This window comes from Burkholderia sp. AU17457 (assembly GCF_002223255.1).
Taxonomy (GTDB): domain Bacteria; phylum Pseudomonadota; class Gammaproteobacteria; order Burkholderiales; family Burkholderiaceae; genus Burkholderia; species Burkholderia sola.
On the sequence record NZ_NKFB01000005.1, the window covers coordinates 1,600,879 to 1,620,471 of the forward strand.

Sequence of the window (19,593 nt, forward strand, 5' to 3'; positions counted from 1 at the left end):
CCGTCACGAGGAACCCCGCGATGACCCGCCTTTCCCTTCCGCACGGCCAGCTCTGCGTCTGGACGGATATCGACCCCGCGCACGAAGCCGATTTCAACGCGTGGTACGACCGCGAGCACATGCAGGAGCGTGTCGCGATTCCCGGCTTCACGCATGCACGGCGGTTTCGCGCGACCGATGGCGGTCCGCGCCGCTACCTCGCGCTGTATGTGACGGACGCGCTCGACGTGTTCCACGGCGACGCGTACCGGCGCGCATTCACGCAGCAGACCCCGTGGTCGCTCGCGAACTTCGAACGCATGACGGGCACGCAGCGGCGCGTTGGCGAGCTGACGATCGAGGCCGGCGACGGCGAAGGCGCGCATCTCGCACTGTTCGTGCTGCCGCCGGATCGCATCGACGTGCCGCAACTGCGCGAGCGTTTCGACGCGGCGCTGCAAGCACCGGGCATCCACGCCGCGCGGCTCTTCCGCACGTCACCGGACCTGTCCGCGCCGATCGGCGCATCGGCGGCCGCCCACCCGGCCGCCGATGCGCTGGTGCTGATCGAAGGCAGCGACGCAGCAGCCACTCGCCGCGTGGCCGCCATGCTCGCCGGGCACGACGACGTGCGCACCTTCGACCTGCTGTGGCGTGCCGCGTCACCGCTGCCCGCCCAGCGACGCGAAGCCGAACCGGCCGCCGATGCCGCGCTGCCTGCCTGAACGTTCGACGCCGACGCCCACGCCGGCCTCGCGCTTCACCCCGTCACCCGTCACGACCCGCCCGATACCATGAGCACTCTCGCCCAGCCCGCCGCCCACGCGCCCCGCCGTGTCCGCAACAGCCGACTCGCGACCGCGAGCATGATCGGCACGTCGCTCGAGTGGTACGACTTCACGATCTACAACACGCTCGCCGCGCTCGTTTTCAACCACCTGTTCTTCCCGTCGGTCGATCCGCTGGCCGGCACGATCCTCGCGTTCTCGACCTATGCGGTCGGCTACGTGTCGCGCCCGCTCGGCGGCTTCGTGTTCGGCAACCTCGGCGACCGCATCGGCCGCCGCGCGGTGCTGATGCTCACGCTCGTGCTGATGGGCGTGACGACCGCGCTGATGGGCGTGCTGCCGACCTATGCGCAGGCCGGCATCCTCAGCCCGATCCTGCTCGTCGCGCTGCGTTTCGTGCAGGGTGTCGCGCTCGGCGGCGAATGGGCCGGCGCGGTGCTGCTGTCGGTCGAGCACGGCGACCAGAAACGACGCGGGCTGTCCGCGTCGTGGACGCAGATCGGCCCGTCGTTCGGCACGTTGCTCGGCACCGGCTGCATCGCGCTCGTCACGCTGTCGACCACGCCCGACAACTTTCTGTCGTGGGGCTGGCGCGTGCCGTTCGCGGCCAGCGCGCTGCTCGTCGCGTTCGGCTTCTGGGTGCGGCGCGGCGTCGACGAAACGCCGCAGTTCGAGCAGCTCGCCGAATCGCACGCGACCGCCGAAGTGCCCGTCGCCGACGTGCTGAAGTACCACTGGAAGCGCCTGCTGATCGCGGGCGGCTCGCGAATCGGCTCGGACGTGCTGTATGCGCTGATCGTCGTGTTCACGCTGACCTACGTGACGACCGTGCTGCACCTGTCGCGCCCCGTCGCGCTGACGGCCGTGATGATCGGCACGGCGTGCAACGCGCTCTCGGTGCCGTTCTTCGGCGCGCTGTCGGACCGTTTCGGCCGCCGGCCCGTGTATCTCGTCGGCGCAATGGCCGGGATCGTGTGGGCGTTCGTGTTTTTCACGCTGCTCGATTCGGCGCGCCCGGCGGCGATCGTCGCGGCCGTCGCGATCGGCCTCGTGATCCATGCGGTGATGTACGGCCCGCAGGGCGCATTCGTGACCGAACAGTTCCCGACGCGCGTGCGCTATGCCGGCTCGTCGCTGGCGTACACGCTCGCCGGCATCGTCGGCGGCGGCTTCGCGCCGCTCGTGATCGCCGCGCTGTTCCGGCAGACGGGCACGACGACCGCCGTGTCGCTGTACGTCACCGCCGCGCTCGTCGTCACGTCGATCGCACTCGTCGCCGCGCGCGAGACCGCGCACCGGCCGCTCGAGGATTGAGCGTCGCCGCCAGCCGCATCGTTCCTTCGCACTTCAAACGGATATCTGCATGCCCACCCTGTCGTTCAACGTGATTTCCCTGCAACGCGCGCCGGCCGCCGTCGACGTCGACATCGAGCGCGTCGTGATCGCCGGCTGGGCCGGCCGCGACCCGGCCGCGATCCGCGCGCACATCGACGAACTCGCTGCGCTCGGCGTCGCGCCGCCATCGACCACGCCGTGCTTCTATCGCGTGTCGTCGGCACTGCTCACGCAGGCGCCTTCGATCGGCGTGCTCGGCGCGCGCTCGGGCGGCGAGATCGAATGCGTGCTGGTCGACAGCCCGGCCGGCACGCTGGTCACGGTCGGCTCCGATCACACCGATCGCGAAGTCGAGGCGTACGGCGTCGCCGTGTCGAAGCAGGTGTGCGCGAAGCCGCTCGGCCGCGACGCGTGGCGCCATGCGGATGTCGCCGATCACTGGGATGCGCTCGAGATGCGTTCGTGGCTGATTACGCGCGACGGCGAGCGGACGGCGTATCAACACGGCGCGGTCAGCGGCCTGCTCGCGCCCGACACGCTGTGGCAGCGGTTCGACGATCGCCGCGCGATGCCCGCACGCTGCGCGATGTATGGCGGCACGGTCGCCGTGCACGGCACGATCGCGACGATGAGCAACGGCGATGCGTTCGAGATGGAGCTGCACGATCCGGTGCTCGGACGCAGTCTCACGCATCGCTACGCAGTCGAGGTGTTGCCGGTCGTGGCTTGACGGCGAACGGAAAACCGCACGGGACGCGGGCGCCACGGCTGTCGGTCGTGACGCCTGTTCCTACCGGTACGACTCGAAGCAGTGATAGTCCGGGAAGTTGAACTGCGAGTTGCCGCAGGACAGCACACCGGCCAGGTTGGTACACCCGCTCAACGTGAACATGATTGCTCCCGCAACCGACGCTTTCCAGCCGAAATGCAACATCTCGCCCCCGTTTCCCGTTGATCGACGTTGACGACATGATGCTCATCGGATGCGCGCGGGTATGTGGAAAATTGTTGCCCCGCGGGTGCTTCGATTCTGTCCGACGCTCCGGTGCCGGGCATGGCCCGACGCACCGGAAAGCGGTCGAGGTGCGTGGCTGCGCGTGACGCAGAAAATGGCGGCGACGCAACGCGCACGCGCCATCGCCCGTCACGCCTTGAACGTGATCCACGGTTTCAGCCGGACCGCACTTCGGATCAGCCCGGCCTGCTCCTGCGAGTCGATCACCGGCCCGATCGGCTTGTAGGCCTCCGGCGCCTCCTCGATCCGGCGTTCGTCGCGCAACGTCACGCATCGCCACGTACCGGGCGCGTGCTCGGTACGCATCCTTCGCAACGCCTGACGGCGCACGCTCCGGCCCGCGCCGTGGCTGCATGACCACAGCCAGTCGGGATGGCCGAGCCCCGTCGCCAGAAACGACGCGTCGCCCATCGAGCCGGGAATCAGCGCGAAATCGCCATCGCGCGCGGGTGTCGCGCCCTTGCGGTGGATGTTCATGCCGTTCTCGCGCAGCACGACGTTGTGCGGCACGTCGACCACGAGCGCCGATCCGGTCGCGCCGGTCAGCTCCGCCAGCTCCTTGCGCACCATTTCCGCGAGAACGACGCGGTTCAGCCATGCATAGCGCGCGGCCGTGCCCATCGCGACGAGGTATTCGCGCGCCAGTTCGCCGGACAGACCGTACAGGCCGCTCTCCGGATGCCTGACGCCGGCCGGCCACGCGGCACGCGCGCGATCCATCCAGCGCCGCCCGACGTAGAAGCCGACATCGCGCGAGCCGCTGTGAATCATCACGACGACATCGTCCTTCGCGAGCCCGGCGCGGTACGCCGCATGCCGGTCGAACACCGCGTCGACGATCTGGAGTTCGACGAAATGGTTGCCCGAGCCCGGCGTGCCCAGGCTCGGGTCGCGAAACATGTCGCGCGAGCCGACATGCGCGTCCGGCGCATACTTCGCGCTGCCGTCGAACCCGGCGAGACCGATGCACGACGACAGTTCAGCGGCCAGCCGGTCGCGGTCGACCTGCTGCCACAGCCCCTGCCGCGCCACGCGGTCGATGAATGCCGCCGGGCCCGCGTCGAACAGCGCGCGAAATGCGTCGCCGCCGACCGGCACGTCCCGGCGATCCGCGAGAATCGTACGCGTGAGCCGCTCGACGAGCGCCGCTTCGAATGGCGCGAGGGCCGAGCGCTTGAGACCCGTCGTGACGAGGCGCATCCCGCAGTTGATGTCGGTGCCGATCGCGGCCGGAATCACGAACGCGTCGTCGGTCGCGACGACCGAGCCGACCGGCGCGACGCCGCCCGGATGGAAATCGGGCGTCGCGCACGCCTTGCAGACGCCGTGGCGGCCATCGGGCGACCGGACCGCGGCGAACGCGAGCAGCTGCTGCACGGCCTTCTCCTCGAGCGGGAGCGAATCGGGCAGCAGCACGGAAGCCTGCGACTGTTCATTGCGCAAATGGTAGATGCCGGCCTGATGGTCGACATGGATGCCTTGCCGCTGCAAGGCTTTTTTCAGACGAGGGAAAGTAGACATCGCTGCTGGAAATGAAAAAGGTACGACGCGACCCCCGGCATTCCGGCGGTCGTGGGTACCTTCCTGCAGCAGCGTCGAGGAAGGAAGCGCGGATCATAGCAGAGCCGCGCGACATCCGCGACGACCGTGGCTCACCCGAGACACCCGAGCCCCGCCAGCGTCGCCTCCACCGCCGTATCGAGCGGCGTCACCGGCTCGCGGCCGAGCACCGCGGTCACGCGCGCGTTGTCCATCCGGATCGGTTCGCGCCACAGGTAACGCATCTCGAGCAATTCGCGCAGCGTCGTGACGAACGGCGCGGCCACCCACACGAGCCACCACGGGAAGTCGCGCAGCGTCGGCCGCATGCCGTGCCGCTGCGCGACGCGTTGCACGGCCTGCGCCATCTGCATGCCGTCTTCATCCCAATGCCCGCCCAGATGAAAACGCGCGAACGGCTCCAGCGTCTCGCGCCGCTCGATCAGCTCGACCATCGTGCGGGCCACGTCCGGCACGTACGACCATTGATGGCCGACGCCGCGGCTCGGCACGCTGATGGTCGCGACGGGCCGCCCCGGCTTGATCAGCCCCTGCGAGAACCAGCTGTTGCCGAGCTGCGGCCCGAAGAAATCGCCGGCCCGCACGACGATCGCCCGCACGCCGTGCACGCTCGCGTCCTGCAGCCGCCGCTCCAGTTCGACGCGGATCGCGCCCTTGCGGGTCGCCGGATGCTGCGGCGCATCTTCCCGCAGCACGGGAAACGCATCGGTGCCGAAGTTGTAGACCGTGCCCGGCAGCACGACGGTGGCCTGCGCGGCCCGGGCCGCCGCAATCGTGTTGTCGATCATCGGCAGCACCTGCGTGGCCCAGTTCCGGTATCCGGGCGGGTTCACCGCATGCACGATCACACTGCAGCCGCGCGCGGCGCGCACCACCGCCTCGCGATCCAGCGCGTCGCCGCGCAACCATGCGATGCCGTCGCGCTCCACGCCCCCGGCGTCAAGCCCGCGCTTGAGCGCGCGCACCCGCCAGCCCGCATCGCGCAATTGCCGCGCGACTTCCCCGCCGATCCCGCCGCTCGCACCCAGCACGAGTGCCTGCCGTTGCGCCCCGCCTGCGTTTGCCAACATTGCCGCTCTCCTTGAATGACACCCTCACGACACGCATTCTGGCGCGCCGGTCGCTATCAAGGAATTGCCGAACCTGGCAGATCGGCTATACATTTATGCATGACCACCGATCTGAACTGGGAACGCTACCGCACCTTCCTCGCGGTGCTGACGGAAGGCTCGCTGTCCGGCGCGGCGCGCGCGCTCGGCATCACCCAGCCGACGGCCGGCCGCCACGTCGCGGCGCTCGAAGCCGCGTTCGGCCAGACGCTGTTCACGCGCTCGCCGTCGGGCCTGCTGCCGACGGAGGCCGCGCTCGCGCTGCGCGGCCATGCGGAGGCGCTGCGCAGCGCGGCGGCCGCGTTCGAGCGCGCGGCGGCCAGCCACGGCGCCGGCGTGCGCGGCATCGTGCGGATCTCGGCCAGCGACGTGATCGCCGTCGAGGTGCTGCCGCCGATGCTCGCGCAGTTACGGCGCGACCATCCGGGGCTCGTGATCGAACTGGTGCCGACGGACCGCATCCAGGACGTGCTGAAGCGTGAGGCCGACATCGCGGTCCGGATGGCGCCGCCCGCGCAGGACGCGCTCGTCGCGCGACGCGTCGGCGACATCGAGGTCGGGCTGTATGCGCGCGACGATTACCTGGCGCACCACGGCGCGCCCGCGACGAGCGACGCACTCGCGCATCACGCGCTGATCGGCTTCGATACGGTCACGCCGTTCATCCGCTCGGCGGGGCGTGGACTGCCGCTCTGGAAGCGCGATGCGTTCGCGCTACGCACCGACAGCAATCTCGCGCAGCTCGCGATGATCCGCGCCGGCTACGGGATCGGCTTCTGCCAGACGGCGCTCGCGAAACGCGACGCGCGGCTCGTGCGCGTGCTGCCCGACGGGCCCGCGATGCGGCTGGAAACCTGGGTCGTGATGCACGAAGACCTGCGGACGAGCCCGCGCTGCCGCGCCGTGTTCGATGCACTGGCCAACGGGCTGCGTGCGTATGCGGACGGTGAGGTCGCCGAGTAGAAAGCCGCGGGCACGAATAGCGCGGCCGCCGCTATTCGTAGATTTTGCCGGCGAACAGGATATCGGCGATGCGCCGCCAAGGATTGTCGGGCACGTCATAGAAGCGCAGCCCCTCTTCCGACGCCTCGGCCCAGTCGATCATCGCTTCCAGGTATTCGCCGATCGAACGATTTTCCCAACCGAGCGCGGCGTGCGCGTATGGCGACAGCGGCGCGTCGGCCTCGAGCTGCCGCTCCGTGTGCCAGGCCGAGCACGCGCAGGAAGTGAATCAGCGAACGCTCGTCGACCACGCGTTCCAGCGCATCCTGCAGCTTCGCGGCCATCTCGCTCTTCAGCTCATCGTTCATGTCCGTGGCCCCCTGGCGCGCCTCTCGATGACGCGCCGCCGCGTGTCGCGCGGCATGGTTTTACATCAGCAGTTGACGCGACAGCACCTCGCGCGCCTGGGTGACGGTTTCACGTTCGCCCGGCAGCGGCGGCGTCAGCGAAAACACCGCGTCGGGCAGCGGCGGCAGCCGGTATTTGGTGCCGAGCCGCATCAGGCCGTCACCGATCGCCGACGCGCACAGGCAGCCGACCCCAAGCCCCGCCGCGAGCATCGACTGCAACCCCGCGACGCCCGACGCGCTGTGCACGAGCACGTACGGCGTGTGCTGCTCGTCGAGCGAGCGCACCGCGACCTGATGCATCATGCAGTCGTCCGGCAGCAGCACCAGCGGCAGCGGCTCGGGCAACTGCTCGGCGAGCGCCGGCGACGCGACCCATGACAACGGTTCGCGACGCAGCACCCAGCGCGTGTCGGCCGACACCGGCCGGAACGGCCCGCTCGACATGTTCATCACCACGCCGAGATCGATCTGCCCGCGTGCGTGCGCCGCTTCGATCTCCGCGCTCTTCATCGCGCTCACGTGCAGGCTCAATTGCGGGTAGCACTCCCGCAGCCGCGCCAGCATGCCCGCCACTTCATTCGTGCGGTAGTAGTCGGTGATCGCGACGCGCAGCTCGCCCTTGATCGCCTGCCCGCGCAGCTCGTCGAACGCGGCCTCGTTCAGCGCGACGATGCGCCGCGCGTGCTGCAGCAGCCGCGAGCCGGCCGGCGTCGGCTCGACGCCGCGCTTGCTGCGCACGAACAACGGCACGCCGGCGCGCGATTCGAGCTTGCGCACCTGCTCGCTGACCGTCGACTGCGACAGGTGCAGGAGCGGCGCGGCGGCCGTCAGGCTGCCGGCGTCCGCGACCGCCGCGAAAGTGCGCAACTGATCCAGGTCGAAACCGCGCATCGCCATCCTCCATCCATCGAATAACCCGATGGATGCTACCACTCTTTCCCGCTTTTCCGAATCACGGGCGATACCCAGAATAAGAGGTCAACGGCCGGATTGCGTCGATCGTCTATCCGGCCCTCATTCTTTGGATCTGCTTTCATCATGACGAACAACACCCTCGCTCCCTGCGCGCCGGCCGGCGCGGCTGCCGCGGCGACGCCGCGCGGCCACCACGGCTGGGCGCTCGTGGTCCTGCTGGTCGGCGCCATTCTGCCGCCGCTCGACTACTTCATCGTGAATCTTGCGCTCCCGGCCATTCGCGACGGCATTGGCGCGCGCCAGGCCGAGTTGCAGCTCGTCGTGTCCGCCTATGCGTGTGCGAACGCGGTCGTCCAGATCACCGGGGGGCGGCTCGGTGACCTGTACGGACGCAAGCGCATGTTCATGGTCGGCATGGCCGGCTTCGTGCTCGCGTCGACGCTGTGCGGGCTCGCCGACAACGGCACGGTGCTCGTCGGGGGCCGCGTGCTGCAGGGCCTGTTCGCCGCGATCCTCGCGCCGCAGGTGCTCGCGACGATCCGCAGCGTGTTCAGCCCGCAGGAACAGGTGCGCGTGATGGGCTTCTACGGGTTCGCGTTCGGCCTCGCGGCCGTGATCGGCCAGCTCGGCGGCGGCGCGCTGATCAGCCTGCATCCGTTCGGGCTCGGGTGGCGCGCGATCTTTCTCGTCAATCTGCCGATCGGCATCCTGGCGCTGCTCGGCAGCTGGCGCTTCATCCCGGAAAACCGCGCGCCGCGCGGCCAGCGCATCGACGTGCCGGGCACGGTGCTGATGTCGCTGTTCCTGCTGATGATCGTGTACCCGCTCACGCACGGTCGGGAAGCCGGCTGGCCGCTGTGGATGATCGCGTGCGGCATCGGGGCGCTGCCGATGCTCGGCGCGCTGCTGACGGTCGAAGCGCGCCGGCTCGCGCGCGGCCACGATCCGCTGCTCGACGTGCGGCTGTTCCGCAACCCGGTCGTCGCGCTCGGGCTTCTGCTCGCGTTCCTGTTCTACATGCTCAGCGCGTTCTTCCTGAGCTACGGGATCTATCTGCAGGGCTGCCTGAACTGGTCGCCGCTCGCGTCCGGGTTCGCGATCCTGCCGCTCGGGCTCGGCTTCCTCGCGAGCCCGCTGCTGACGACGCGCCTCGTCGCCCGCTTCGGCGGATATCGCGTGCTCACGCTCGGCTTCGCGATGCTCGCGGCCGGCGTCGCGATCGCCGCCGCGCTCGCCCGCGACAGCGCGCCGGGGCCCGGCTTCTATGCGGGCATCGCGGCGATCGGCATCGGGCAAGGGCTCGTGCTGCCGTCGGTCGTGCGGATCGTGCTCGCGGAAGTCGATGCGGCGCGCGCGGGGGTCGCGTCGGGGATGGTCAGTGCGATGCTGCAGATCGGCGCGGCGGTCGGCGCCGCGACGATCGGCGGCGTGTTCTTCGCGCGGCTCGGCGTCCATCCGGCCGCACTTGATTACGTGCAGGGGTTCAGGACGTCGATGTTCACGCTGACGATCGTGTTGCTGGGCTGCATTGCATTGTCGATGGCGCTCGGGCCGCTGCATCGGCGGCTGCATGCGGATGCGTGACGCCTGGTGCGCCACGGGATTGGCCTCGTCAGTCCAACACCGGCAACAGACGCGGCGCATGCAACGCATGGCCGCTCGCCGGCGTCCGGTTTATTTGCGATGCTCGCGCTCTGCCTGCCGCGCCTCCCATTCGGCCAGTTCGACGCGATAGCGCGCGAGCGCTTCGTCGTACAGGTCGAAGACGCACGGCGAGCAGCCGCTGTTGCAGCAGTCTTCCAGTTCGGGTTGGATGGGCGGGGTCGGACGGGGATCGTCGATGGACGGATCTCCGGAAGCTTGGTTCGGCACGGCGTGGTCCGGTAATGTGGGGCGGTCAGTATAGGGCGATCCGGGCCGCCGCCGCGTTCGGCAAGCCGGGCGGGCGACGACGAACGCGTCCCTCACTGCGCGATCGCCGAGCCCACCCGCTCGCTCGCCTACTTCGCCGACGCGCCCGGCTTCACCGCCGCCGGCTTGTCGGCCAGCGGCTGCCACGCGGCGCCGAGCGAATACCAGTCGACGCGGCGCGTGAGCATCATGATGCCGGCGAGAATCGCGAACAGCAGCAGCGAACCGAGCATCAGCGCATTGTCTTCCGACAGCAGGAGTCCGTAGAGCGCCCCGTACAGCATCGCGAGCAGCGTCGTGAACGTCGCGCCGCGCTTCACGCTGTGCAGCACGAACGACAGGTAGAAGCCGAGCAGCCCGATGCATGCGCCGCTCGCCGCGAGATACGCATAGCCGAACGCAATGTGCTCGGACAGGCTCAGCAGCAGCAGGAAGAACAGCGCGAGCGACAGGCCGACCAGCGTGTACTGGATCGGGTGAATGCGCAGCCGCTTCACGAGCTCGTACATGAAGAAGCTCGCGAACGTGAGCATCACGAACAACGCGCCGTATTTCGTCGCGCGCTCGGCCTGCAGATAGACGTTCACGGGCTCGATCACCGACACCGACGCCATCTCGATCTCGCCGTCGCCGGCGCCGGCCGCCACTTGCTCGCGCGCCTTCGTGTTGAACGACGTCACGTGCCAGTTGCTGACGAAGCCGCGCGCGTCGATCGTGCGATCGGCCGGCAGGAATTCGCCGCCGAAGCTCGGATGCGGCCACGTCGATTTCAGCGAGAAGTCGTTCTGGTCGCCCACCGGCGCGAACGCGACCGATTCGGCGCCCGCCAGCGGCAGGCCGATGCTGAATGGCACGACCGCCGCGCCTGCGTTTGCGTCCGCCAGCGCCGCGAGATCGACGTTCGCATGCACGCCCTGGCGCAGGCCCTCGAGCCGCGTGCCCTGCTCCACGTCGATCCGCTTGCCTTCGATGCGCAGGTCGGGCTGCGCCTTCAACCCGCGAAGGTCGCCGATGCCGAGTGCGACATACGCGCCGTCGATCTTGAAGCTCACGTGGCCGTCGGCCTGCGGCAGCTTCTTCAGGTCCGGCAGCGGCAGCGTGCCCGTCATCCGGCTGTCGAGCCCGTACACGAGCGCCTTGTGGATGCCGCGATAGCGCACGCTGACCGACAGCGTGCCGTCCACGTTCAGCGTCTTCGGAAACACGAGCAGCCGTTTCGTCTCGCTTTTCAGGCTGGTTTTCGCCTTGCCGCCGGCACGCACGTCGTCGCTGACGCGCGTGACTTCCGTGTAACGGACGACGAGCACCGGCCCCGTCACCGTCTGCGGGCCCGCGTAGCTCGCCCAGATGCTCTGGAGCGCGCTCTGCCGATAGTCGGCGCGTTCCCGCACGATGCTCTGGACCATCTGCAGCGGGATCAGGATCGCGAGCGCCAGGAGCGCGGTGATCATGGACTTGAACAACAGGACTCGATTCATTGCTGACAGGTACCGGAGTGGAAGGTACGGTCAGCATGAGCGGCCCCGGTGAAGGGCGATTGAAGCCGGCGTGAAGCGAATGTGTGGCGAGCGTGAAGCGCGCGGTCAGCCCGCCGACGGCAGCGTGAGCGTCGCGCACGCGCCGCCTTCCGCGCGGTTCGCGAGCGCGACCCGGCCGTGGTGCAGCATCGCGACTTCGCGGACGAAACACAGCCCGAGGCCCGTGCTGCGATCCTGCCCGTCGGGACGCGGCAGCGAATAGAAGCGTTCGAACACGCGCGACAGCGCATAGTCGGGCACGCCGGGGCCGTCGTCGGCGACGCGCACCACGGCGACGTGCGCCTTGCCCGCCGGCTGCCGCTCGAGCGCGATCCGGATCGTGCTGCCCTGCGGCGCGAAATCCAGCGCGTTGTCGAGCAGGTTGCCGAGCGCCTGCCGCAGCAGGAACGGATCGCCGTCGACGACCGGCGCATCGGCCCCGTCAGCCGCATCGTTCGCTTCGATCCGCAGGCTCACGCCGCGCTGCCGCGCGCGCGGCTCGATATCGTCGACGAGCTGTTCGAGCACCGGCCGCAGCGCGACCGGCTCGTGCACCGACAGCCGCTGCTTCTGCTCGACCTCGGCCAGCGCGAGCAGCTTGCGGATCATCTGTTCGAGGCGGCCGGCCTGGCGGCGGATGTTCTCGGTGAAACGCCGGCGGTTCGCGACCGGCATGTCTTCCTGCAACAGCTCGGCCGCGCCGCTGATCGCGGCCAGCGGGCTCTTCATCTCGTGCGTGAGCGTGTGGATGTAGGTTTCGACGTACTGCCGGTCTTCCAGCCGCTGATGCATGCTTTCCACCGCGCGCCCGAGTTCGGCCAGCTCGTTCGCGCCCTGCAGCGGCATCGACGCGCGCTCGCCGGCCGCGATCGCGCGCGCATAGCGCTGCAGGCGCCGCAGCCCGAGCACCAGCCACCACGTGCACGCGGCGCCGATCAGGATCGCGCCGCCCATCAGCAACGCGCCGTACAGCATGATCTTGCGCTGGCTGCGCGCGATGAACGGCGCGACCGTCTGGTTCGGCTTCGCGATCGTCAGCACGCCGATGATCTCGTTGCCGCGCCGGATCGGCGCCGCCACGTGCATCACGGTGCTGCTGTCGTCGTTCGGATCGCTGCGCGTGCTGCGCGCGCCGTATTCGCCGCGCAGCGTCCGGTACACGTCGTTCCAGCGCGAATAGTCCTGCCCGACCGCGCTGCCGGACGAGTCGTAGCGGACGATGCCGTGCGCGTCGGTGATGTAGAGACGGTAGCCGATCGCGTTCTTCTGAATGCCCCACACGTTCGCGCTGACCGGGCGCTCGTGCAGTTTCCCGAGCTGCCGCGCGAACGCGCCGTCGGCGATATGGCCGGTCGCCATGTCGTCGGCCGCCAGCGTCGCCAGCACCTGCGCGGTATCGACGAGCGTGTCCTCCATCGCTTCGCGCACGCCGGGCTTCACTTCCTGCACGAACACGCGCAGCGTGATCAGCGCGGCCAGGCCGACGATCAGGAAAAATCCGAAGAAGATGCGCAGGCCGATATGCATGGGCGGTGTCGATCGTTACGGTTGCAGCGAATAACCCATCCCGCGATGCGTGCGGATCGGGTCGCGCTCGGGATCGATCGCGCGCAGCTTGGCGCGCAGCGTCTTGATGTGCGTGTCGACCGTGCGGTCGGCCGAATCGGGCGCCTCGTGCCACACGAGATCCATCAATTGTTCGCGCGAGTAGATGCGGCCCGGATGCCGGACCAGCAACGCAAGCAGCCCGAATTCGTAGCGCGTGAGGTCCAGCGCGTGGCCGAGCCACGCCACCCGCGCGCCGTCGGCATCGAGCGTGAAACCGGCGGCGACCGGTGCAGGCGCGTCGGCCGACGCGGGCGCGGGCGCCGGCTCCGGTGTGGCCACCCGGCGGAAGCGGCGCAGGATCACGCGCACCCGTGCAGCCAGCTCGCGCGGCGAAAACGGCTTGACGACGTAATCGTCGGCGCCGATCTCGAGCCCGACGATCCGGTCGATCTCGTCGTGCCGCGCGGTCAGGAAAATCACCGGAACATCGGTGAACGTGCGCAGCCGCCGGCATACCTCGAAGCCGCTGAGGTCCGGCAGGCCGACGTCGAGCACCACGAGATCGACACGCGTGTCGCGCAGGCGGTCGAGCGCCACCTGCCCGAGCGTGCAGTGAACGGTCTGCATGCCGTCGGTGCCGAGGGCATAGACGATCGTGTCCGCGATCGCCTGTTCGTCTTCGACGATCAGGATGGTGGGCTGAGTCATGGTGTCGGGTTCGGTCTCGGGTCCGGGTCGCGCAATCCGGTGCGACATTGTACGCACGGCCGGACCTGGCGAGCCCTCCCCCGGCGCACTACGCGACGCGGCCGCTCACCGGAATCGACGCACCGGTGATCGCCTGCGCGTCGGCCGACAGCAGGAATCCGATCGTCGCCGCGAGCTGTTCGGGGCGGACCCAGCGCGAGAAATCGGCGTCCGGCATGTCCTTGCGGTTCGGCGGCGTGTCGATGATGCTCGGCAGCAGCGCGTTCACGGTCACGCCGCGATCGAGCAGTTCCGCCGCCAGCGCCTCGGTGAGCCGCGCGACACCCGCCTTCGCGGCAGCATACGCACCCATCCCCGCGCCGGCCTTGAACGCCGCGCCCGCACCGATGTTGACGATGCGACCGGCCTGGCTCGCCACCAGGTACGGCAGCGCGGCCTTCGACGCGTTCAGCGCCGTCCTCACGTTCAGTTCGTACATGCGGTCCCACGTGGCGGCATCGCCGTCGGCGATCGTCTGCCACACGAATGCGCCGGCGATGTTCAGCAGCGCGTCGACCCGGCCGAATTCGCGGTTGACCGTGTCGAGCGCCTGTACGGCGGCCTGCGGATCGACGAGGTCGATGCCGCCGATGCGCAGCGCATCGGCCTGCACGCCGGGCAGCGCCTGCGCCGCCGGCGCCTCGCCGCGGCCGATCAGCGCGACGCGTGCGCCGCGCTCGCCGAGCCACGCGGCCGTCGCGACGCCCAGATGACCGAAGCCGCCGGTAATCGCGACTGCCTTGCCTTTCAGGTCGTGTTCCATCGATGTGTTCTCCTGGATCGAGGGTAATGGGGATGAAATGCCGACAGCGTAGCGCCGTTCACGCGTTCGTGCGCACGGGATGAGGGTGCGGTCGCGCGGTTCGTCCGTCGGCGGACCGTGGCTGGCCGGGAGGGGAATCGGCGACAGGTCGACGGGAGGCCGGCGGCGACCCGTCGGCGGCATCGCGAAACAGATCGCGGCCCATACGTCGCGAGACGGTGCGATGCCTGCGCGGGTCGACGAGCACGCAGTCGGACGGCCGGGCATAATGCGCGATGCCCGGCACTCATGGCCCGCGACAACGCAGCCGGGCTGGCCCGCCGACGGCCCGCGCCACCGCCGACTCGCATCCCGAACCTCAACCCGCCCATCCCATGCAAGTACTCGTCATCGGAACCGGCAAGCTCGCCAACGAGTTGCTCGGCTCGCACAAGCTCGATCCGGCCACCTGTCGCGTGATGCCGTGGTCGGACAGCACGCGAACCGACGCCCGGTCGATCGTCGTCCACGCCGGTTCCGGCCGCGAACTCGCCGCGGCGATCGCGTTCTGCCAGGCCACCGCGTCCCCGCTCGTCGAGTTGTCGACCGGCTCCGACCTCGAAACAGGAACGTACGGCTTTCCGGTCGTGCTGTGTCCGAACACGAACATCCTGATGCTCAAGTTCATGAGCATGCTGGAAACCAGCGGCCACCTGTTCCGCGACTGCGAGATCAGCGTGACCGAGTCGCATCAGGCCGGCAAGACGTCCGTCCCCGGCACGGCCGTCGGCATCGCCCAGTCGCTCGGCGTGCGACCGGAAGCCATCCGCTCCGTTCGCGACCCGGCCGTTCAGCACAGCGAATTCGGCATCCCGGCCGATCAGCTCGGCCGCCATGCGGTTCATCGGATACGCATCGACGACGGCGCCTGCAGCCTGCAGTTCGAATCGCGCGTATCCGGCGATACGCCCTATGCGGATGGCGTATCGCGGATCGTCGAGGCCGTGCGGCAGCACGATCTCGAGCCTCGTCGCTATTCGATCGTCGAATTCATCCGCAACGGCTGGCTGTAGTCACGGCGGCGGCGTGCGGCACGGCCCCATGGCGCGGGCCGCCAGCAGATGACCGCACGGCTCGCCGCGGCCGCCGCCCTCGCTGGCTCGCCGCTACCCTTCTCCCAGCACCGCCCCGCTCTCCGGCAACGTCGCCCCGCCGTCGACGACGATCGTCTGCCCGGTGATGTATGCCGCGTCGGCCGACGCGAGAAACAGCATCGCGTTCGCGATGTCGTCCGGCTCGCCCAGCCGCGCCAGCGGAATGTCGTGCGCGATCTGCGCCGCGACCGACGCGTCGCCGAGATTGCCGGCCGCCGGCGTGCGGATCATCCCCGGTTCGACGCCATTGACCGTCACGTTGCGGCGCGCCAGCTCCAGCGCCGCCGCCCGAATGAAGCCGTTCACGCCGGCCTTCGACGCCGCGTAATGCGCAAGCCCCGGATAGGCGACGCGCGGCCCCGTCACCGACGACGTGACGAGCAGCCGCCCGGCCCCCGCGCGCTCGAATGCCGGCAACGCGGCCTGCGCAAGCCAGAACAACGCCGACAGGTTGACCGACAGCGTCCGGTCGAGCGTCGGCTCGTCGATCTGCGCGAATGGCGTCAACGGAAAATACGCGGCATTGTGGATGACGACATCGAGCCGGCCGCCGTCGCGCTCGACCGCCACGACGAGCGCATCGAGTTCGGCCCGGCTCGCGGCATCGACCCGGTACGCGCGTGCATCGCCGCCCGCGCGGGCCAGCGCGTCGGCCTGCGCGGCTGCCGCATCGCCGTTCAGGTCGGCGACTGCGACGAACGCATCGGATTCCGCGAAACGGCGCGCGATCGCCGCGCCGATCCCTTGCGCGGCGCCCGTGACGAGCACGACACGGCCGCTGAAATCCGCACGCAAGCGGCCGCTGCCGAGCACGGCAGTCATCGCTGCGCCTCGTCGCCGAGCGGATGCACGGTTTCGTTCAGCACCTGCGCGTACGCACCGATCTGGAAATTCGACAACGAGCCGAAATCGCTGCCCTGATAGCCGAAGATCTTGCCGTCGGTCTTGCGCTGCGCGAAATCGATCAGCACGACGCCGAGCGTCGGCACCACCTTCTCACGCCACACGAACAAGTAAAGCTCGTCTGCGATCCTGAAGTAATGACAGCGGTCGACATCGGCCAGCCCGCCTTCGACGCCCTGCAGGCACTGCCACGCGTAGAAATTCTCGTTCAGGTAGATGTGCTCGTAGCATTCGGTCGGGCTGTAGCGGTACATCGTCCGCTTGCCGATCAGCTCGCGCGTCGGCGCGTGCAGCGGCCCCGGCCGGGCGTGGCCGCCGAGCGCACCGTGTCGGAATTGCGCATCGACCGCCGTCAGCGGCAGCCCGTGCGTGACGCGCGTGAACGCATCGATGCGTGTGTCGGCTTCCGTCGGCAGCGTACCGACGACCGACGTCCACACGCCGGTGTCGAGATCGATCACGAGGCTCACCGACGTCGCCCGAGCGGTGGCATCGATGTAGTCGACGAAGTACAGCCCGTCGCGCAGCCGCGTCACGCGGCACGCCGCGCGGCCATCCGTACCGGTCGCCGCATCGCGCCACTGCAGCGCGCCCGGCTCGAACGTATAGACCCGCCACGCGCCCGATGCGTCGCCGAGCGTCAGCGTCCGCCCGACGAGTGCGTCGACGGGGGCGAGGACGTTCGCGTCCGGCGCGAAGCCGTCCGCCAGCGCGCCCACCTGAATGAATACCGGATCCTGTCGTTCCACCTGCCCTCTCCCGCGCAGCTTCAGGCCCGGCGGGCCGTGTACGCTGCTCATGCGCACATGGTGCGGGTTGTGCGCGCCGCGCGGTATCCGCCAAACGGATGAAGGGCGCGCGGCGCCGGAACGCGCTAAAGTGCACGTGATCCGCGCCGCCACCGGCGCGAGGAGCGCACATGCACCGTGTCACCCACTACCGACGCACCGGCGAAGGCATCGAGGCGATCACCCTCGAATCCGATCGCGCGTTTCCGCGCCACGCGCACGACGAATTCGGGGTCGGCGTGATCGTCAGCGGTGCGCATCGGTCGTGGAGCGGCCGCGGGCAGGTCGACGCACTGGCCGGCGACACGATCATGGTCAACCCGGGCGAGATGCACGACGGCTCGCCGCTCGAAGCCGGCACCGGCCGGCGCTGGCGGATGCTGTACCTTGCCCCCGCGCTGGTCGCGGGCGTCGCGGCGGAAGAAGGCGTCGGCGGCGTCGAGCTCGCGCATCCGGCCGTGCGCGACGCGTGGCTCGCGGCCGCCGTCGGCCGGCTGCATGCGCGCATCGTCGCAGGCGAAACCCAGCCGCTGGCCCGCGACGAAGCGCTCGTGATGCTCGTCGCCGGTTTGCTCGCCCGGCACGCAAACCGCACGCTGCCGGCGGCCGGCGTCGCGCCGGCGGTCCGCGTCGCCCGCGAGCGGCTCGACGCGGCGCCGGCCGCACCCGTGTCGCTCGCCGAACTGGCCGACCTGAGTGGCGTCAGCCGCTTCCAGTTGCTGCGCGGCTTCGCGCGCGAGCTCGGCATCACGCCGCATGCCTATCTGGTTCAGTCGCGCACGCGGCTGGCGCGCGCGTTGCTAGCCGGCGGCCTGCCGATCGCCGATGCCGCGGCTGAAGCCGGCTTCGCCGATCAGAGCCACCTGACGCGCGCGTTCGCGCGCCAGTTCGGGATCACGCCGGGGCGGTTTACGCAGGCGGGCTAAGCCGCGCCGTCGCGCGCGCAGCGCGACGCCGTCGGGCGCACTGCATTCGCAGGCGGTTGCTGCTCAACGTGAGCCGCGCCCCATTGCGTCCTGGCATGTCGACGGCGCACCGTATTCAACGCCCCCGCCGCTGCAATTTCGTTCAAGACGTTCCGCGCCCGGTACGCGACGATGCGGCGCATGAAGACACGACTGATCGGTTATCTCTATCTCGCCGCCGCGATGGCGGGCGTCGGCAGCACCGTCATCGCGAGCCGCCTCGCGGCCGGCGGCCTGCCGCCGTTCGCGGCCACCGCGCTGCGCTTCCTGATCGCGACCCCGCTGCTGTTCGCGCTGATGCGCGCGCAGCGCATGCGCTGGCCGCGCGTTTCCGCACGCGACGCCGTGCTGCTCATCATCCAGGCGGCGGCGGGCGGCGTCGGCTATACGGTGCTGCTGATCAGCGGGACGAAGCTGTCGTCGCCGCTCGATGCGGGGGTGATGCTCGGCACGCTGCCGGCCATGTCGACGTTGATCGCGGCCGTCGTGCTGCGCGAGGCGCAGACGCCGCGCGACTGGCTGGCTGCCGCGCTCGCCACCGCCGGTGTGCTGTTCGTCACGTTCGCGCCAGGGCACGCGATGCCGTCGCTGCAGACGCTTGCCGGCGATGCGCTGGTACTGGCGGCCGTCGCATGCGAAGCGGTTTTCATCCTGCTCAACCGGCGGCTTGCCGCGCCGTTGCCGCCGCTTGCGCTTTCCACCGCGATGTCAGGCCTCGGCTTCGCGCTCGCGCTCGTGCCGGCCGCGTTCGAATGGCGTGCGGTGGAGAGCGGCTGGACCGTCGGCGCCGTGTCGGCGATCGCGTACTACGCGCTGATTCCGACCGTGCTCGGCTACCTGTGCTGGTATGCGGGTTCGGCGCGCACGAGCGGCACCGAGGCGGCCCTGTTCACCGCGGTCGCGCCGGTTTCGGCCGTGCTGTTCGCCGTCGCGCTGTTCGGCGAAGCGCTGACCGGCACGCGTATCGCCGGCATCGCGCTCGTCGTCGCCGGCATGCTCGTCGGCGCGACGCGACGACGCGGGCCGTCCGTCGAATCACGCACGACGCTCGCTGCGCGGACCGCCTGCGACTGACTCGCGCTCATCGCGTCCCGGCGGAAACGGCGGCGGCTCCGTGCCGTCGCATCGCCTGCCGCTTCCCGCCTTCGCCGCCACGCAGCCGGCGACTGCAAGAATGTGTCCGCACACCGCAAAACCGTTGCGCACGGCTGCGCAAGATGCAATATTCGCGTGGCTGCCCCCTTTGACCACCCTCGAACAACAAT

At 69.6% G+C, this 19,593-nt stretch carries 18 protein-coding genes and 1 pseudogene; 8 read left to right on the forward strand and 11 right to left on the reverse strand.

Annotated elements, in window-relative coordinates; genetic code table 11:
- The first annotated feature begins 20 nt into the window (after positions 1-20).
- From CFB49_RS24460 to CFB49_RS24470, 3 genes are all read left to right on the forward strand, one after another.
- Positions 21-704, forward strand: a complete 684-nt coding sequence (locus CFB49_RS24460) for a DUF4286 family protein (RefSeq protein ID WP_069619334.1) — start codon at positions 21-23, stop codon at positions 702-704.
- A 69-nt stretch (positions 705-773) separates the two neighbouring features.
- Positions 774-2,081 carry an MFS transporter gene (locus CFB49_RS24465; protein ID WP_069619335.1) on the forward strand — a complete coding sequence of 436 codons (1,308 nt, stop codon included), beginning with the start codon at positions 774-776 and terminating at the stop codon, positions 2,079-2,081.
- 49 nt (positions 2,082-2,130) lie between these two features.
- A complete protein-coding gene (locus CFB49_RS24470; RefSeq protein ID WP_089492554.1) occupies positions 2,131-2,832 on the forward strand; it encodes a DUF2848 domain-containing protein in 702 nt (233 codons plus the stop codon).
- 414 nt (positions 2,833-3,246) lie between these two features.
- Here the strand turns inward: CFB49_RS24470 and CFB49_RS24475 are convergent, their stop codons facing one another.
- Together CFB49_RS24475 and CFB49_RS24480 are read right to left on the reverse strand one after the other, a co-directional pair.
- Complete coding sequence (locus CFB49_RS24475) at positions 3,247-4,638, reverse strand: RtcB family protein (protein ID WP_069619337.1); 1,392 nt, start codon at positions 4,636-4,638, stop codon at positions 3,247-3,249.
- 131 nt (positions 4,639-4,769) lie between these two features.
- The gene (locus CFB49_RS24480; protein ID WP_089492555.1) at positions 4,770-5,747 is read right to left on the reverse strand and encodes an NAD-dependent epimerase/dehydratase family protein; all 978 of its coding nucleotides are present in this window, start codon (positions 5,745-5,747) and stop codon (positions 4,770-4,772) included.
- A 99-nt stretch (positions 5,748-5,846) separates the two neighbouring features.
- On the opposite strand from CFB49_RS24480, the gene CFB49_RS24485 reads away from it, so the two are divergent.
- A complete protein-coding gene (locus tag CFB49_RS24485) occupies positions 5,847-6,749 on the forward strand; it encodes a LysR family transcriptional regulator (protein ID WP_069619339.1) in 903 nt (300 codons plus the stop codon).
- Between the two features lie 31 nt (positions 6,750-6,780).
- Here the strand turns inward: CFB49_RS24485 and CFB49_RS37095 are convergent.
- Positions 6,781-7,096: pseudogene (locus tag CFB49_RS37095) on the reverse strand (DUF7660 family protein).
- A gap of 60 nt (positions 7,097-7,156) precedes the next feature.
- A complete protein-coding gene (locus CFB49_RS24495) occupies positions 7,157-8,029 on the reverse strand; it encodes a LysR family transcriptional regulator (RefSeq protein WP_050017430.1) in 873 nt (290 codons plus the stop codon).
- A 147-nt stretch (positions 8,030-8,176) separates the two neighbouring features.
- On the opposite strand from CFB49_RS24495, the gene CFB49_RS24500 reads away from it, so the two are divergent.
- Positions 8,177-9,637 carry an MFS transporter gene (locus tag CFB49_RS24500; RefSeq protein WP_089492556.1) on the forward strand — a complete coding sequence of 487 codons (1,461 nt, stop codon included), beginning with the start codon at positions 8,177-8,179 and terminating at the stop codon, positions 9,635-9,637.
- 90 nt (positions 9,638-9,727) lie between these two features.
- On the opposite strand, the gene CFB49_RS24505 is transcribed toward CFB49_RS24500, so the two are convergent.
- From CFB49_RS24505 to CFB49_RS24525, 5 genes are all read right to left on the reverse strand, one after another.
- Positions 9,728-9,925: an oxidoreductase-like domain-containing protein gene (locus CFB49_RS24505; protein WP_069619342.1), complete on the reverse strand. Its 198-nt coding sequence runs from the start codon at positions 9,923-9,925 to the stop codon at positions 9,728-9,730.
- A 128-nt stretch (positions 9,926-10,053) separates the two neighbouring features.
- Positions 10,054-11,442, reverse strand: coding sequence for a cell envelope integrity protein CreD (gene creD / locus CFB49_RS24510; protein ID WP_089492557.1), 1,389 nt, complete (start codon positions 11,440-11,442; stop codon positions 10,054-10,056).
- A 105-nt stretch (positions 11,443-11,547) separates the two neighbouring features.
- Positions 11,548-13,008: a two-component system sensor histidine kinase CreC gene (gene creC / locus CFB49_RS24515; protein WP_089492558.1), complete on the reverse strand. Its 1,461-nt coding sequence runs from the start codon at positions 13,006-13,008 to the stop codon at positions 11,548-11,550.
- Positions 13,009-13,023: 15 nt separating this feature from the next.
- A complete protein-coding gene (creB, locus tag CFB49_RS24520; RefSeq protein ID WP_089492559.1) occupies positions 13,024-13,737 on the reverse strand; it encodes a two-component system response regulator CreB in 714 nt (237 codons plus the stop codon).
- A gap of 88 nt (positions 13,738-13,825) precedes the next feature.
- The gene (locus CFB49_RS24525; RefSeq protein ID WP_089492560.1) at positions 13,826-14,539 is read right to left on the reverse strand and encodes an SDR family NAD(P)-dependent oxidoreductase; all 714 of its coding nucleotides are present in this window, start codon (positions 14,537-14,539) and stop codon (positions 13,826-13,828) included.
- 374 nt (positions 14,540-14,913) lie between these two features.
- Here CFB49_RS24525 and CFB49_RS24530 point away from each other — a divergent pair, with 374 nt between their 5' ends.
- Entirely contained in the window at positions 14,914-15,591 is a 678-nt protein-coding gene (locus CFB49_RS24530; protein WP_069619347.1) for a dihydrodipicolinate reductase C-terminal domain-containing protein, read from the forward strand.
- A 93-nt stretch (positions 15,592-15,684) separates the two neighbouring features.
- On the opposite strand, the gene CFB49_RS24535 is transcribed toward CFB49_RS24530, so the two are convergent.
- Both CFB49_RS24535 and CFB49_RS24540 read right to left on the reverse strand, forming a co-directional pair.
- Positions 15,685-16,494: an SDR family oxidoreductase gene (locus CFB49_RS24535; protein WP_089492561.1), complete on the reverse strand. Its 810-nt coding sequence runs from the start codon at positions 16,492-16,494 to the stop codon at positions 15,685-15,687.
- Positions 16,491-17,324, reverse strand: a complete 834-nt coding sequence (locus CFB49_RS24540; protein WP_089492562.1) for a molybdenum cofactor biosynthesis F family protein — start codon at positions 17,322-17,324, stop codon at positions 16,491-16,493. Before CFB49_RS24540 ends, CFB49_RS24535 begins: the two co-directional genes overlap by 4 nt.
- Positions 17,325-17,494: 170 nt before the next feature.
- Between CFB49_RS24540 and CFB49_RS24545 the strand changes: the two genes are divergently transcribed.
- Complete coding sequence (locus CFB49_RS24545; RefSeq protein WP_089492563.1) at positions 17,495-18,289, forward strand: AraC family transcriptional regulator; 795 nt, start codon at positions 17,495-17,497, stop codon at positions 18,287-18,289.
- A 180-nt stretch (positions 18,290-18,469) separates the two neighbouring features.
- Positions 18,470-19,402 (forward strand): DMT family transporter, encoded by a 933-nt coding sequence (locus CFB49_RS24550; protein WP_089492838.1) that lies wholly within the window; start codon positions 18,470-18,472, stop codon positions 19,400-19,402.
- Positions 19,403-19,593: the final 191 nt, after the last annotated feature.